Raw genomic sequence first — 15,879 nt, 5'->3', positions numbered from 1 at the left:
GGAAAAGGACTACCTGTACCTATGCACGCCACTTCTTTGTATCAAATTCAAATGGCATTGACGGTGATTTTTTTGTGAATATGCTAAAAATAAACGGAAAACGATGGGTCTACAACGCCTTCTATATAAAGTCATACTCATTTGAAACAAAATGCTATTATAACAAACTCATGCAATCTTACTTACACTCTTTTTGGGTCAGCCAGCCAAGCACAATGCGTTTGCGCTACTTATATAGTTGGGTCGAAATAAAATAGATACGTGAATAGTCGCGTGCTACTGGTATAAATGTTCCTTGTGTGCTGCTAAACAGAGGCTGCGCAACATTCATCTCAGTAGCAGGGTATCGGTTTTAGAGTAAATAGATTATATGATGCTTGGACACGATTTTTTCTGAAATCATTTTCCTTTATCAGGCCGTCTTTATGCTGCAATTACCATACAGTTTCGCAAAACGTCATCAAATTCTGGTCATGCTGGCAATCGATCCTGAGCTGCCGCCGACATTGCTACTGACCAAAGCCACTCCTTTATCCGCCATCAATGAGGCGGTACGATTTTTACAGCAGCAAGGCGTGCGCGCTGTACCAACTTACGAAAGTGTCAACGCAGACGACTTTGAAAGGCGCATGAACGCCGCCTACGCCGGTAATACGGGAGAATCACAGCACATCGCTGCTGGGCTAGAAGATCATCCCGATCTTGATAGTTTGGCAGACAGTGTCCCTGAGACGGAAGATTTGATGGATCAGCAAGACGATGCCCCTATTATTCGTCTGATTAATGCGCTGTTGTCTGAAGCCATACGCCTGAGTGCCTCAGACATTCACATCGAAACCTTTGAGAAGCGATTGGTGGTACGTTTTCGTGTCGATGGGGAGTTAAAGGAAATCATCACCCCAAAACGACAGTTGGCACCATTATTGGTCTCACGTATTAAAGTCATGGCCAAACTGGACATCGCTGAAAAGCGTGTGCCGCAAGATGGGCGTATTAGTTTAAGATTGGCAGGTCGTGAGGTCGATGTGCGAGTATCGACATTGCCTTCAAGCTTTGGTGAACGAGTGGTCATGCGTTTGTTAGACAAGCAAGCAGGGCGTCTCAATATGACGTATTTGGGGCTGTCTGATAATGACTATAGCGAGCTTAAACGTTTGATTCATCGGCCACATGGCATTATTTTGGTGACAGGGCCGACAGGCTCAGGCAAAACCACGACGCTGTATTCGGCATTGACGGACTTAAATGATCAAACCCGCAATATCTTGACCGCTGAGGATCCCATTGAGTTTCAGCTCGATGGTATCGGGCAAACGCAGGTCAATAATAAAGTCGATATGACCTTTGCCAAAAGTTTGCGAGCGATGTTGCGTCAAGATCCAGACGTAGTGATGGTGGGCGAGATTCGCGACCTTGAGACAGCAGAGATTGCCGTACAAGCGTCTTTAACAGGACATTTGGTATTATCAACGCTGCACACCAATACGGCCATTGGCGCAGTCACACGATTGCAAGACATGGGCGTTGAGCCATTTTTATTATCGTCGTCGCTCATTGGCGTGGTAGCGCAGCGCTTGGTTCGCACGCTTTGTACGCATTGTCATGGCTGGCAAGCAGCCGACACAGAGCAAGCCAAGTTGTTTACTGAGATTGGTGTGGAGATTGAGAAGGGAGTCGATAGCGCTATCCAATTGCCCAAACCTATTGGCTGTGATAAATGTAATCAATCAGGTTTTAAAGGGCGTACGGCGATATATGAAGTCGTGCCTATTGATGACACGTTACGTCGCATGATTCATAGTAATACCGCTGAGTACGAGCTAGAAGAGTACGCGCGTTTGCAGACACCATCGATTCGCGCCGATGGTCTGCGCAAGGTCATAGAAGGGCGTACCACGTTAGAAGAGGTACTGCGAGTGACCAAAGAAAGCGCGCTCACTGACGAGGCGATTATTAGCTAACCGTGCTTTTCTAGGGCGATATTATTTTACTGCCATACACTCAATCTCGACACTAGCACCAGCTGCCAATTCTGACACGCCAAAAGCAGAACGTATGGGATAAGGTCTGGTCATCTCAGCTCTATAAACGTCGTTAAAGTCGTCAAAGTCATCCATGTCAACAAGCATTGCCACACACTTGACGATATCTGATTTTTGATAGCCGTATGTTAATAAAGTGGCATTGATATTGTCTAAGGTTTGTTTGGTTTCAGACTTGATACCGCCTTTGACCAGCCTACCTTCTCTCATACCAATCTGACCAGATAAGTATAAGGTATTGCCGACACGCACCGCTTCTGAAAAAGGATAATCGCTACCTTCGCCAAGAAATACAGGGCCAAATTTTGTGGTAGTGGCGGTGGCTGTTCCTACTGGCGCTGCATGGGTCGCCATCGTAAATCCTAAGGCGCAGGCAGTAAAGAGCACCGTCTGAGACAATGTTTTAACCAATACTTGAGCTTTTTTGGACATCACTGTCTCCTTCATTATTATTATTTTTGATTATCGATACACCAAGTACACGCTATCGAACTATTGGCGCATGGCTTTTATAGGTATGAAGCGAAAGCCTGCTACTTATGAGCAGCAGGCTTGGTCGAATGATTGAATCACTTTTAAAATCAGTAACGGTTTTTAAGACGGTTCATTGTTTTTGCCTTGGCGACGCGCTTCTAATTCCGCTTTAGGTATCCATGCCCACGTCATCTCAACCACAATAGGATCGCGCTCACTATCAGACTCGCGATCATGAATCACGCAAGGAATCACCATCTCACCCTTTGGAGTGTTTAAAATATCTAGACGCTGCTCATCCGATAAACTGGCGATGGCGGCTATTTGTCCTTTTTTGATTGGACGATAAAAATTGACCGAATACGACTTAATTAGTAGCACGCGATCGGACGGCAGATTTAAACCCAAAATAAAACCTGTGGCGGTCTCTGCCAGTAACGTGATGGCCACAGCATGAATAGAGCCGATATGGTTTTGAACCGTTTTGGTATTGTTTAAGCTGACCACGACTCTATTGGGCTCGACGATTTCGTAATAAACCCCCGTCGTTCCTACGTAGGGCACCACTTTACCAAAGGCTTTAGACAAGATGCTAGAACGCGCGCTGTTAGGCAAATATTTGGTGACAGATAAGAGCTTGGTGAATTGGTTACTGATTGGCTTAAGCGTACTATTTGGTTGTTCGACTGGCAATCCTGCATTGTCAGAAACTTTGGTTGACGATTTTTTTGCCAGTTTGATAGGCAGTTTTTTTAATAGTCCTGACATACAAAATTCCTTAAGGTGAAGTGGTTTTAACGTGTTATTGACAGGGTATAGTCAGCTCAATATAAAAGAGCGCTGCGTGCGACTAGGATTTGTTTTTTCGTGCTGCTAATACAGAAACTACGCAAAATTTATCCCAATCGCACCGTCTCTTTTTTAAAGTCAATCGGCTATCGTTCAGGTAAGCGGCGCTCATGAAAAGTTGTACTCAAAACGATTAAAAAGCATAACCTTACAAGCTTTATCCTAACAGCTATTTGGACTATGTTACATTAACGCAGGTATCTCGACCATTATTACCTTGAACTGCTGCGCTCATAAAACTGTAGTCATGCAATGCGATGGCTGAGCCATACTCTCTAGACAAATACATAACATACAATTAAGCCAAGTAAGTACAAAAAATGGCTCAGTCACACCAGTCGCTCACGTATCGGCACTACTAGATGCTAGATAGCGAGCCGCGCTATAATAGTGAGATTTTAGCGTGCTGTATTTGTTTCTCACGCGATTGTTGACTGCTGGATAATACCATGCCTGATATGTTTCCTCATAAGCCCATCAATATCATTTATACAGGCGTCGCTGGTACGGGTAAAACCTACCGACTGCTACAAATCGCTAAAGAATATACTGATTACCTGCCTAAAACCAATCATGAGGATTTGCTGGTACAGCTCTTACAAGAATTGAGCTGGCGCGAAGTAGTATGTTTGATATTTTTGGAGTTTCAATCCAGAAAGCAAGACTTGGTAAAAGTGCCTGAGCTTGTCAATCATGAGTTTTATATTGCAAAAGCCTCGCTAAATGCCCGTGACAATCACTTGAGAAACACGGCATGGGCGGTGCTACAAACACACAGTCCTACCGATTCCAAAACAGTCGTTTCTAAAAATCGAGCCAGCCAAGCTTACTTTGATAAAGATCATAGCGGCGCGTGGTATTTGTTGCCCGACAGCCTCACACTATTAGAGGATTTGTCGCAGCAGTTGGCCGAATTTCAGCAGGCGCAGCGTGACTGTCATAAAAGTCAAGATCAGCATTTTAGTCAGCAGCGGTTTAGTATGGTTAGCTTTCATCAAGCCTATGGTTATGAAGAGTTCGTGGAAGGGATTCGCCCCGTTATGACAACCTCTCATTCCCATAAAGACAGTCATATACAGGCCAATAATATGCCTGCCCAAATGAGCTATGCTATCCAAGAAGGCGCATTTTTAAAGCTCTGTCAGCGCGCGGCTAACGACCCTGAGCAGCGTTATGCGGTGCTGATTGATGAGATCAATCGTGCCAATGTCTCACGAGTGTTTGGGGAGTTACTTAGTCTGATTGAGCCAGATAAACGGGCCGGTATGCAAAATGCGATGACGGTCAATCTTGCCTATTCTGGACGTCCCTTTAGTTTGCCTGCTAACGTCGATATTTATGCCACGATGAATACGCAAGACCATTCGTTGGCACCACTTGATATGGCGCTGCGTCGTCGTTTTCGTTTTGTAGATTGCCCACCGCAGCCCGAACTGTTGCCTATCATCAGTCTTGGCACAGAGGCACAAACTGATGATGCTGTAGAGACCATTGATTTGTCCAAATTATTGATGAATTTAAACGCCCGTATTACTCAAATATTAGGGTCAGAGGCACAGCTCGGACATGCTTTTTTATGGTCGGTGAACACCCTTGAGCAGCTACAAATAGCGCTGTGTGAACAAGTTATTCCACAATTGGCACAAGCGGCAGGTGGACAAGTGGCCGTCTTACAGTATATTTTTAAAGATGAGCCGCAGCCGCTGAGTGCGCAGTTTATTCAAGACCATCAAGCGCTGATAGACCATGGTGCAAGTCATCATATGGATAGCCAAAATAATAACGCTGCTCAGCATCCAATGTTTTCAGGACATAACGCTTTTCTGACGCAGTCGATGACTACAGGTAATTATAGAATCAATACGGATCTCATCACCAAGACAGGCGAATTTGCCAAGCCTTTTGTCTATCAGCGTTTGTATGACTAAGGGTGTGTCGTAGTGATAAATAGCCAAGCGTCCTATCAGAATCCTACGTTGAGGCAAGCGAGTCGCACCCATATTGAGGGGCTTACTACCAACAGTCATGGCAATCATGTCATTACGGTGTTTGAGCATCAACGTCTGACAGCACAGGACTTTATACACAGCGCTGATTTTTATTGGCTGATGGCACAAGAGTTTGCAGTATTTACTATCAAGCGTGAGCAAGGGGCGTGGCAGTTAAAGGTTGGGCATTATATCGGTATCGTCTTACTACCGAGTGGCATGATGCTTGAGATATTGCCAAAGCTGGCGGCTGATAATGAAAACCCTCGTAGGCAGCTACAACCTGGTCATACCGCCTCGCATCAAACCCAGATAGGAAAAACCCGTCAATGGGTGCAAAATATGTTGTCTGATCTGACTCATGGTAGCGATCATCCTTACTCTAAGTTACCAAATACAAAAAATCTGGGTCAACTGAGTCATCATTTGACGGCTTTGCCCATAACGACATTGGCACTGCCTGATTGGCTGATTGAGCAGTTCTTGCAGCGATTGGTGCATTATCAACCCACCAAACACTATCAGTCACAGACGCATAATCAAGCTTCATTACAAGGCCGTTTGCTCATCAAGGAGCAGCTGCATCATAATAGTATGCAGCCACATAAATTTATGTGTGAGAGCAGCGTGTTAAATCAAGACATGCTAGGCAATCGCTTGATTAAAAGTGCCTTGGTTTTATTGGCACCTATGTTTTCTAAATCTATGTCACTCAAATGCCTACAAGCGTGGCAAAAAGTGCCTATGCTGACCCAGCATGAGAGGCAGCAGCTAACGTCAATTTACCAGCGAGCAAAGCGGCAGATCGAGATACAGCCACTACAAGCGAAGCTATTACAAGCGGCGCAGCAATTATTAGACTTGGCATATTGGTTATTACAGCAGTCAGATATGGCAGCGGGTAATGGTATTGACCCAAAAAAAACCTCTAAGAATAATCTGTCTCAACCGCGCTTGTGCCTGTTGCTTGATATGAATCAAGCGTTTGAACAATGGGCAAGTCAGCGCATTGCATCGACATTTATGCAGGTAAGTAGCCAATATCGACCGTTGTACCAAACGCAGCGGGTTTGGCTCAGTGACGAAGAAGGGCAGGCATGCTTGTCCATTCGTCCAGATTTACTAATGTATGAAGCAGCCACTAGCCATGAGCATTACCACAGTCAGAACCATAAAAACGATGTACCTAATGCGAAAGCGTTAGGGCGTTATAGTCATGTCATCGATATCAAATGGAAACCGCTATCCCATGCAGCTGCGATTAGCGCAAGTGATGCTTATCAATTGACAAGTTATGCACAGGCGTATCAAGCACAGCAAGTGTGGCTGGTTTATCCTGTTCAAGATGATGAGCGGCAACCCATTGCACTCAAACAAGTACGGTATGAGAACGAAAATGCTGATAATGAACCCAGTCTTGCTCAGTTATGGCTTATGCCTTTCAATGTCCTGACAGGGTCGATAAACAGCGACTTGCTTCCCGCATTAGATGTAGTATAATCACGCTACGGGCGATGGCATATCATGGCTGGTAAGGTTTTTTGGTTTCACGTATTTTGATAAATGATGCGTATTTTTCAAATAATTGCGAATTATTTTAAATTAATTAAAAATAGGTGTTGACACAATAGGCTTTAACCCTTAATATGTGCACCTCGATAGCGAGGAACATTAACAAGTTAGCGGCATTGCCAATAACCAGTTAATCAACAAACTATCGTGATAATAGAGAATTTCGGAGTGTGGCGCAGTTTGGTAGCGCATCTGGTTTGGGACCAGAGGGTCGTAGGTTCGAATCCTATCACTCCGACCATCTATTTTAAGAGCCTTACAGGCTTTTTTTTATGTATAATGATTTAGTTTAGAGTATTCCTTAAACTGATGTAATATATAAAAAGCCCCTAAGAGCGCCTGTAGCTCAGTTGGATAGAGCACCTGCCTTCTAAGTAGGTGGTCGCAGGTTCGAGCCCTGCCAGGCGCACCATTTAGCCTGCATATTTTGCCAGTCCTTGGCAACAGTTATGGCGGTTGTAGCTCAGTTGGTAGAGCCCCGGGTTGTGATCTCGGTTGTCGTGGGTTCGAGTCCCATCAGTCGCCCCATTTTTATTCTGCAAAAACTCCTCTCTGTTTCTATAGATCCTATCTTATTACATAATGTGCTATTGTTATCAGCCCTTGCCATCTTTGGCATTTTTGCGTGTCTGATTGGTTTTACATTAAATTCTATATATTCGTATTTATGAATATAATGAGTATTTGCTTATTTTAATTTATTAATTTCCTTATGATTCGCACTTATCACAGGTCCATAACGAGTGTTGCTGCGTTTTTTCCCATTATTTGACAATCACTTTCACAAAAAGCAACAAACGGTCAAGTGTTGTATTAGAATAGAACGGTAACCCAATTGAATACCCATACTTTGTTAATTGATATAAGATTCAACCGCTATCATATGAGTCTTAATCGAACTGGTGCAAAAATATAATGGAACATCATATATTGAACATTGAGCGAGTTTAGGGCGGTAGCAATTAGTAGGTAGGTGTTTGCTTATTTTTTACAAGCTACTACTGACCTTGTACAACTAAGGAAGTGATTGATGGACGCATTAAGTGTATTGTTGCAAAACGTGCATTTGTTTGAAACCAAGTATTATCGTTTGAATGGTAATGGAAATTGGTCTTATTCTATTACCAGAAAGGATACCCTTTTATTTTACTTAGTCATGTCTGGAAGCTTTTGTATTGATGTTGGTGATGGCCTAAGACAGGCACATGCTGGCGATATCATTATGATTCCAAATGCCTATCAGCATGTCAGTTACGCACTCAATCACAATGGCAATGATGCTAAACCGTTAGATGAGATGCTGACTCATTGTAAAGAGCACACGCTTGAAATCGATGGCGATGGTGAGCCCAATTCGTCTTTGATATTGATAGAATGCAAATATGATAAAGAGATGATTCGTCCTTTATTGTCTATGTTGCCGTCTATTTTGCCTGAGCTTAATGATAAATCAGGCAGGTTTGAAGTCATTGATGTTGAAATCAAGCTTCTGACGTTGGAGGCAGAGAGCGAGCGCATGGGCAAAACAGCCATTATCAATCATTGGGCAAGCATTATGATGATTGAATGTTTGCGTGTATATATTGAAAAATTGCCAGAGGCGACAGAGAATTGGTTAAAAGCCATGAAGGATCCTTTTTTGACCAAAGCACTGGCAGCGATGCATGAAGCGCCGAGTCAAAACTGGACCATCCATAGACTTGCTGAAACGGCAGGCATGTCGCGCTCAAGCTTCGCCCAGCGTTTTAAAGATACGGTTGGTGTGCCACCGCTGACGTATCTTATCGATTACCGTTTACGGCTGGCAGCGCGGTATCTGCGCTTGCAACAAAACAGTATCAGTCGTATCAGTGAGCTGGTCGGGTACGCTTCTGACTCTACGTTCAGCCAGGCCTTTAAACGTGTTTATGGCGTATCGCCAAAAGCGTACCGTCAGCAATATCGTTAACAAAACATCGCTTAGCTAAGCAAAATCAGATATCTTAGACTATAGACAGGCATTAAGGCAGTTACTGCACCCTTAATGCCTGTTTTTGCATATGCGCATGACTTTTTGATAAGGTTAGCAATCTGATTCTGACACGTGGTATTTTGATGATGCACAGCTGACAATGTGTGTGTGTTCAGGTACTATGGAGGGATGAGTCATTTAGACAAAAATGTTTGTGAGCGCGCTATAGTTACTGATAGCGCTGTCTGATAGCATGATCTAGACGATGTTTATTTTTGCTGCTGATGGTACGTTATGACTGAACCGACCGCAAAGCCAAACGCACACCCGAATAACCAACAGGGCAATGCTGCGTCTGCCAAAGAACCAAGCAAGACGAGTGACAATCATACTGAGATAGAAAATAAGGACAATCAAGATTTGGTAGAGCCTTCGCCAAAGGGTCACATGACTGAAACGCTCGACAAAGCGGCGTTATTGGCATTGTTTATATTACCAGATACTGAAGAACACATTACTGGACAAACCAGTGCTGAAAATACCAAAGTTCGAGAAAGTGCAGAGTCATCTACTGCGCTGACTGAAAGTAGTATCGCTGAGCAACGAGTGGCGCTTTATCACACTCAACATGAGCGTACACGGTTACTGTACCTCGCATCAGCTGCCATACGTCCCACTTATTTGGTCCAAACACTCAAATCGCAATTTGCAGAGTATCATCAATATCTACTAGCCCAGCAACTTGATAAGCGTGGTCTGATGGATACGGATGGATTGGATCGTTTGTGGCAGCAGCTGCACGTGGTCGATGATATCATCGCTGACATTGTGCGCCATATGCCAGCGCAGCAGCCAGCAGGGTGGCAACTCACTATTCAAGATGGACACAATCCACTGTGTCTTGCGACTGTCGGTAAGCTCAAACATGGCAAACCGATTCGAGATCAAGGCAGTTTAAATAGCTACGTACTCGGTCATTTTGGTGTGAGTAGCTTTACCTATGATCGCGGCTACTATATAGGGCATGTGGTTGGGTATTTATTCAGTTGCTATTTTTGCGCCCATCTGTCGATCAGTTATGGTGTCTCAGCGCTTGGTCAGCAAGTGATAGCAGATTATAACTATGCCAGTCTGGAAACCCCGCATATGGTGAGACTGCTACAGGGGTTGGATGGTTATTGCAAAAAACGCATTTATCAACTGGCGGTTATCTGTGCACGTTTGAGTGTGTTTGCCAGCGATAAGCGTATCGAGAGAATGCTGATTGCAGAAGTCAATGATTTTGATAAAAAGCTGCAACAGCAGCATTTAGACGTCTTGTTATTACAAGGGTTAATGCCAGACAGTAATGATTCTACCCCACTATTTTGAACATGCTATACGCTAGGTAAAGACTCTCTTAAAGCAGGTACTTAAACCTGTACCTTTGTTTTTTGACCTTAGGATATCTGCTGCTATGCCCGCTTATCATTTTAAAGCGCTTGACGATCGCGGCGGTGTCCAAAAAGGCTTGCTCGAGGGTGACTCTGCGCGGCAAGTGCGTCAGCAGTTGCGTGACAAGCAGTGGACGCCTGTTGAAATTAGCGCAGTTAATGATCGACAAAGCCAACATAAAAGCCGCTACAAAAAACCCTCTGCTTATGAGTTGGCGTTACTCACACGCCAATTGTCTGTCTTATTGGCAGCTGGTATTCCGCTTGAAGAAACTTTAGCAGCGGTCGCCAAACAGTCTCCAAAAACCCATATCAAATCGTTAATGCTGGCGGTACGCTCCCATGTTTTAGAAGGGCTTAGTTTGGCGCGGGCATTACAACAAGCGGCTAGCTTTCCACCTTTATACATTGCCACCATTGCGGCTGGCGAAAAATCAGGACACTTGGACCTAATTCTCAACCAGTTGGCAGATTACACCGAAAATCGCTTTGCCTTGCAAAAAAAGATTCAAGGCGCGATGGTTTATCCCATTGTACTAATGGTGATGGCGGTCGGGGTGATTATGGGTTTGATGAGCTTTGTGGTGCCCAAAATTGTCAAAGTGTTTGAGCAGTCTGAGCAAGCATTGCCGCTGATTACTCAAGTGGTTTTGACGCTTTCAAACATTATCACCCAGTGGTGGTGGTTGATGCTCTTGGTATTGGGAAGTATGGCGTTTTTATTTTATCGGTTTGCTCAGACCAATGCAGGCAAACTGACCATCGATAGCGTTGTGCTGAGATTGCCGATACTGGCAAGATTGTCTAAAGGACTCAATGCCGCGCGCTTCGCCAGCACGCTTGCCATATTGGTGCGCTCAGGTGTGCCACTGATTGAAGCGCTACACATAGGCGCCGCCGTAACGACCAATTTGCATATCAAGCAGACCATTATTGTGGCCGCTGACCGAGTGACTGAAGGCTCAAGCCTATCGAGTCAACTTGAAAAATCACCATATTTTCCACCAATGATGGTACAAATGATCAAAAGTGGTGAAAACTCAGGCGAGCTTGAAAACATGCTCAGTCGCGCAGCCAACATGCAAGAAGCAGAAGCCACTAACTTTATCAGCACGCTACTGTCATTACTCGAGCCTTTAATGCTGGTACTGATGGGGGTTGTGGTAATGATTATTGTGATGGCGGTCATGCTACCAATCGTCAATATGAACGATCTGGCAGGTTAGCAAATGGCTAATATCACATCTGATTTATTGCCGTTCTGCCTCTATTAGAAAGTAGATTCATTGCTTATCTGATTTTCTACCTATCTTTTATTACCTCTATCTTGCTAAATCTTGTGTTAGCTTTCTTAAGATTTGCTTACTGTAGTATATTTTTGATGCATACACTTTTTTGCTACTTTAACTACCGCTATAAAGCTATAGTAAACGCGAACGCAAACTTGCTTTTAGTGGGTGTGTTTTATTGTGACGATTGTTCATAGTAGACGCTACTAACAATCCACTGGCAGCGCTGGATAAAACCAAAATCATGGTTTATAGTGATAATTGTTTCAATGCTCATTATGATGATGCTAATGAGTGCGACTTGGACGCTACTTTTACTATGTATACAACCGTGATGACAAAAGTTATGACTGACACAAACCATGTAAATACGATGCCAAAGCTCACCGTTAATACTGCCAAAATTCAGGTAAACGATGTGAGCGATAATAAAACCGTTTTTAAGCAACGCCGTTTAGTAAGCCGATCCAATCAGTCAGGGTTTACCCTTATTGAGATTATGGTGGTCATTGTTATTTTGGCCATTCTTGCGGGCTTAGTGGTACCAAAGGTAGTTGGGCAAAGTGATAAGGCTCGCGTTAAAACGACTGAGACTGCGCTGGCTACTGTCTCAAATGCGCTCGATATGTATAAGGTGGATAATTCACGTTATCCGACCACGGCACAAGGGCTTGAAGCGCTTACTACGCCACCCGCCGAGGCCAAAAACTATCCGGATGGTGGCTATATCAAAGGCGGTTATCCAACCGATGGCTGGGAAAACGAACTGCAATATGTAGCACCAGGCGGTGAAGGTCGACCTTACGATTTATTTTCATTGGGAGCAGATGGTCAGCAGGGCGGTGAAGGTCAAGATGCTGATATTTATGCCACGTTATAAGTTTTAGACTCGTCAATGCTAAAAAGGTTTGCAGCAAAGGCTTTCTGATATGTGGCTTGTTTGCTGACTCAGTCATTTCTGACAATCGCTATACATCAACCAATCATACGTTATTGGTTGATGTTTTTATCGGTAGATAAAATAAGCGCCATTTCATATATTCTTGTGTATTAAGACAGTCCCATTCCTATCAGCTTTTAGGCGTTGATGCCAACTACCTCGCTATTGCCAGAGTAGTTAGGCTTTAACCAACCGTCATTGTAAGTAGACATTAAGGTAGTTACTCATGTTAATTCAAATGCCCACAACGAAACCAACCACTACAGGTAAATGTCATTCTAAACAGTCTGGTACGTTTGCCATTGTGAGTGCCGCGTTAATGACGGCCTTATCGATGGTATCTATCAATACTCAGGCAGCAGGGTTAAACGAGTTATTTGGCAAAAACAATGCGGCGCAGTCCAAGTTTTTGCCAGTAGAACAAGCGTTTCAAGTAAGTACCATGACCAAAGCGACTTCTAAAGGTACGCAATTATCCATTAATTTTGATATCACGCCTGGTCATTATGTGTATAAAAATCAGCTGACTTTAAAATTCCCTAAAGGAGTGAGTGCAGCGCCTTTTACTTTTAGCCAATCGCCTGTTTCTATTGATGATCCTACGTTTGGTAAAGTGCCCGTATTTACGCAAAAAAACATGGTAGCGACTACTATACTAACCACCAATAACGGTAAAGCTGCGAAAAATGTACCCGTTATGATTGGTTGGCAAGGCTGCGCTAAAGCAGGATTGTGCTATCCACCAGAAAAAATCAAAACCACAGTCAATATTGCTGTGACACGCAAATAAACATTGTGTAATTCGGCTCAAATATTAGTAGGAAATCGCATGTTAGCAACAAAAAGGGAGCCTGCCATGTCTACCAAATCAATAGAACAAACCGCATCGCTAACGGCAAATCGTCCCTCAAAAAGATCTTATCTACTGGCATTTGCTTTAAGCAGTAGCTCACTGCTTACAGGGCTGTTACCAACTGCGTTTGTCGCTACAGGGTTGACTGCGACCTCGACCATGACGCAAGCCGCGGGATTAGGTGATTTATTTGGCAAAGAACAGAGTGGCGCAAAGTCAGAGTTTTTGCCAGTAGAGCAAGCGTTTCAGGTCAGTAGCAGTAGTAACGCTGCTAAGTCTGGTACGCGCTTGGCCATCAACTTTGACATTACCCCAGGTCATTACGTTTATAAAGACCAAATTAAGCTGACTTTGCCTGCCGGCGTGAGCGCAGCACCTTTTAGTTTTAGTCAGTCTCCCATTTCAATTGATGATCCAACCTTTGGCCAAGTACCAGTATTTGACCAAGCCAACATGGTTGCCACCACGCTTTTGACCAATAACAGTGGCAAAAGCTTAAACAATGCGGCCGTGGTGATTGGGTGGCAGGGCTGTGCCAAAGCAGGACTTTGTTATCCACCAGAAAAAATCAAAACCACGGTCAATATTGCTGCGACTGGCGAGATTCGTGCGGACAATGCAGCAGTAGATACTGTAACGCCCAATTTGGCCGATGCTGGTAGTCTAGATTCTGAAGCAGACAACGCTGAAGTAGGTAGTGTGGCAGATGACGACGTTATTGATTATGCGTTAATGGATGACGTGGCGTTAGAGGGCGAGCTTGCAGCAACCAGTACGATCTCTGGTGCTGATAGTGAGGTAACCAGTAGCAGTACGACAAACAACGCTGCGACAAACAATGCCACCCTTGCTTCTCAAAATGCGGTCGATGGTGACCCCTTTGGTTTGGCGTCTCATCCTTGGTTGGCTTTGGTATTATTGTTTTTAGCAGGTCTGGGTTTGGCTTTGACGCCATGCGTGCTACCAATGTTGCCTATCGTTGCCAATATTGTTGCCCGTGAAGAGAACCCAACGGTAAAACGCGGTGTTATTTTAACCACCAGCTACGCCATCGGGGTGGCTATTGCTTACGGTATTTTGGGTGCGCTTATTGCCGTGTTTGGTGAGTCATTGGGCATCATTGGTTGGTTACAAAACCCCGTTATTCTTATTAGCTTTGCCGTTATCTTCGTTCTATTGGCCTTATATATGCTGGGCGTATTTAGCATTCGCTTACCAACAGCCATCAGTAATAAGATGCAAGGCTTGAGTCAAGCGGGTGATAGTAAGCTTGGTAGTGCAGGCGGCAGTTTACTCGCTGGATTCTTATCAGCCTTGGTGGTGTCACCTTGTGTGTCCGCACCGCTGTTTGGCGCGCTTTTGGCGGTGTCTACGATTGGTAATCCCTTGCTTGGTTTTGCGGCTTTATTCATGCTTGGTTTTGGCTTATCAGCACCGCTTATCTTAATTGGCGCGACTCAAGGCAAGATCATGCCAAAAGCTGGCGAGTGGATGAACTGGGTCAAGATCGGTTTTGCTCTATTACTCTTTGCCGTTGCACTATTACTGATTGAACGGGTCTTTATTTCGCCTGTCATGCTGATGGTGTGGGCATTATGGTTTATGGTCGTCGCGACATGGGCGTGGAGTTGGTTGGGTAAAGGTCGTCTGCTTACTCAAGCGCTGGGCTTGGTTGTCGGTATTTGGGCGGTTTGTTTGATAGTGGGCGCGGCATTGGGGAATGATGATAGCTTACATCCTTTGGCCTCATTAAGTGCAGCACCGATGATGCAATCGACAAGTGGTCAGCCCTCAATCAGCAATGGCGCTGCGGACAAAAACATTACCACGCTTGCCGAGCTTGATTCGATCATCGCCGAAAATCCCAAAGTAATCGTTGATTTGACAGCAGACTGGTGCGTTGAATGTCGAATTATGGATAAGAATTTATTTCACAATCGTCCAGCACAAATGCAAGATTGGCAATTGGTCAAACTTGATATCACAGAAACGACTGAAGATTCTAAAGCGGTGCTTGCTCGTTATAAGCTGTTTGGGCCACCTGCCTTATTATATTACCGAGATGGTCAGTTTGTTCAGCAGCAAGTAGGTGAGATTGCTCGTGCTGATTTTGAGCAAACGCTGACGAGCCTGAACTAATACTTAACAAGACTCGTTAAGCTGTATATAAATCTAAAGAATATAAGAGAGCCAATACACCATCAAGACTGTGTGCTGGCTTTTTTATTTTGTCTAAAAATTTATCTTCAAACATATGGTTTAGAAGCCATTTTATCTATTTACCTCTATATTATGTAGCAATAATGCTAGTATAGTGTCTATCTTTTCACTACAATAAAGCAACAATACTGAAGGAGCATTACACATTGTAATGACCACCTTTGATGTCCATATATCATTGATTTTTAGCTCTAGCAATGCTATCGATGGCCATATTCATTATCTTATATACTCTGCTGGCGATACGGTCAGTTAGATAAAGGACACT

The 15,879-nt window shown here is 44.1% G+C and carries 11 protein-coding genes and 3 tRNA genes; 12 read left to right on the top strand and 2 right to left on the bottom strand.

What is annotated here, in order from left to right; all coding sequences use genetic code 11:
• The first annotated feature begins 425 nt into the window (after positions 1 to 425).
• Positions 426 to 1,961 carry a type II secretion system ATPase GspE gene (gene gspE / locus CIK80_RS05840; protein WP_095569197.1) on the top strand — a complete coding sequence of 512 codons (1,536 nt, stop codon included), beginning with the start codon at positions 426 to 428 and terminating at the stop codon, positions 1,959 to 1,961.
• Between the two features lie 21 nt (positions 1,962 to 1,982).
• On the opposite strand, the gene CIK80_RS05835 is transcribed toward gspE, so the two are convergent.
• On the bottom strand, positions 1,983 to 2,474 hold the full coding sequence (locus CIK80_RS05835; protein ID WP_257011693.1) for a RidA family protein: 492 nt from the start codon (positions 2,472 to 2,474) through the stop codon (positions 1,983 to 1,985).
• A gap of 162 nt (positions 2,475 to 2,636) precedes the next feature.
• Positions 2,637 to 3,284, bottom strand: a complete 648-nt coding sequence (locus CIK80_RS05830; RefSeq protein WP_062843695.1) for a DUF4442 domain-containing protein — start codon at positions 3,282 to 3,284, stop codon at positions 2,637 to 2,639.
• Positions 3,285 to 3,814: 530 nt separating this feature from the next.
• On the opposite strand from CIK80_RS05830, the gene CIK80_RS05825 reads away from it, so the two are divergent.
• From CIK80_RS05825 to dsbD, 11 genes are all read left to right on the top strand, one after another.
• Complete coding sequence (locus CIK80_RS05825; RefSeq protein ID WP_095569195.1) at positions 3,815 to 5,293, top strand: AAA family ATPase; 1,479 nt, start codon at positions 3,815 to 3,817, stop codon at positions 5,291 to 5,293.
• Between the two features lie 12 nt (positions 5,294 to 5,305).
• Entirely contained in the window at positions 5,306 to 6,853 is a 1,548-nt protein-coding gene (locus tag CIK80_RS05820) for an McrC family protein (protein ID WP_257011692.1), read from the top strand.
• A gap of 236 nt (positions 6,854 to 7,089) precedes the next feature.
• A tRNA-Pro gene (locus tag CIK80_RS05815) sits at positions 7,090 to 7,166 on the top strand.
• Positions 7,167 to 7,260: 94 nt separating this feature from the next.
• A tRNA-Arg gene (locus tag CIK80_RS05810) sits at positions 7,261 to 7,337 on the top strand.
• Positions 7,338 to 7,377: 40 nt separating this feature from the next.
• Positions 7,378 to 7,453: transfer RNA gene (locus CIK80_RS05805), tRNA-His, on the top strand.
• Between the two features lie 502 nt (positions 7,454 to 7,955).
• Positions 7,956 to 8,873 carry an AraC family transcriptional regulator gene (locus tag CIK80_RS05800; protein WP_095569194.1) on the top strand — a complete coding sequence of 306 codons (918 nt, stop codon included), beginning with the start codon at positions 7,956 to 7,958 and terminating at the stop codon, positions 8,871 to 8,873.
• A 297-nt stretch (positions 8,874 to 9,170) separates the two neighbouring features.
• Positions 9,171 to 10,247, top strand: coding sequence for a hypothetical protein (locus tag CIK80_RS05795; RefSeq protein WP_095569193.1), 1,077 nt, complete (start codon positions 9,171 to 9,173; stop codon positions 10,245 to 10,247).
• A gap of 85 nt (positions 10,248 to 10,332) precedes the next feature.
• Positions 10,333 to 11,535: a type II secretion system inner membrane protein GspF gene (gene gspF / locus CIK80_RS05790; protein WP_095569192.1), complete on the top strand. Its 1,203-nt coding sequence runs from the start codon at positions 10,333 to 10,335 to the stop codon at positions 11,533 to 11,535.
• A 409-nt stretch (positions 11,536 to 11,944) separates the two neighbouring features.
• On the top strand, positions 11,945 to 12,478 hold the full coding sequence (gspG, locus tag CIK80_RS05785) for a type II secretion system major pseudopilin GspG (protein WP_275542324.1): 534 nt from the start codon (positions 11,945 to 11,947) through the stop codon (positions 12,476 to 12,478).
• A gap of 286 nt (positions 12,479 to 12,764) precedes the next feature.
• The gene (locus tag CIK80_RS05780; protein WP_095569191.1) at positions 12,765 to 13,328 is read left to right on the top strand and encodes a protein-disulfide reductase DsbD N-terminal domain-containing protein; all 564 of its coding nucleotides are present in this window, start codon (positions 12,765 to 12,767) and stop codon (positions 13,326 to 13,328) included.
• A 66-nt stretch (positions 13,329 to 13,394) separates the two neighbouring features.
• Entirely contained in the window at positions 13,395 to 15,530 is a 2,136-nt protein-coding gene (gene dsbD, locus CIK80_RS05775) for a protein-disulfide reductase DsbD (protein ID WP_095569542.1), read from the top strand.
• Positions 15,531 to 15,879: the final 349 nt, after the last annotated feature.

The organism is Psychrobacter sp. JB193 (assembly GCF_002285555.1).
GTDB lineage: Bacteria > Pseudomonadota > Gammaproteobacteria > Pseudomonadales > Moraxellaceae > Psychrobacter > Psychrobacter alimentarius.
The sequence above is the reverse complement of the archived record's forward strand: the minus strand, read 5'-3'. Positions and strand labels throughout refer to the sequence as shown.

Coding starts and splice junctions, on each gene's coding strand:
- gspE (WP_095569197.1), top strand. CDS start 426: ATGCTGCAATTACCATACAGTTTCGCAAAACGTCATCAAATTCTGGTC.
- CIK80_RS05835 (WP_257011693.1), bottom strand. CDS start 2,474: ATGTCCAAAAAAGCTCAAGTATTGGTTAAAACATTGTCTCAGACGGTG.
- CIK80_RS05830 (WP_062843695.1), bottom strand. CDS start 3,284: ATGTCAGGACTATTAAAAAAACTGCCTATCAAACTGGCAAAAAAATCG.
- CIK80_RS05825 (WP_095569195.1), top strand. CDS start 3,815: ATGCCTGATATGTTTCCTCATAAGCCCATCAATATCATTTATACAGGC.
- CIK80_RS05800 (WP_095569194.1), top strand. CDS start 7,956: ATGGACGCATTAAGTGTATTGTTGCAAAACGTGCATTTGTTTGAAACC.
- CIK80_RS05795 (WP_095569193.1), top strand. CDS start 9,171: ATGACTGAACCGACCGCAAAGCCAAACGCACACCCGAATAACCAACAG.
- gspF (WP_095569192.1), top strand. CDS start 10,333: ATGCCCGCTTATCATTTTAAAGCGCTTGACGATCGCGGCGGTGTCCAA.
- gspG (WP_275542324.1), top strand. CDS start 11,945: ATGACTGACACAAACCATGTAAATACGATGCCAAAGCTCACCGTTAAT.
- CIK80_RS05780 (WP_095569191.1), top strand. CDS start 12,765: ATGTTAATTCAAATGCCCACAACGAAACCAACCACTACAGGTAAATGT.
- dsbD (WP_095569542.1), top strand. CDS start 13,395: ATGTCTACCAAATCAATAGAACAAACCGCATCGCTAACGGCAAATCGT.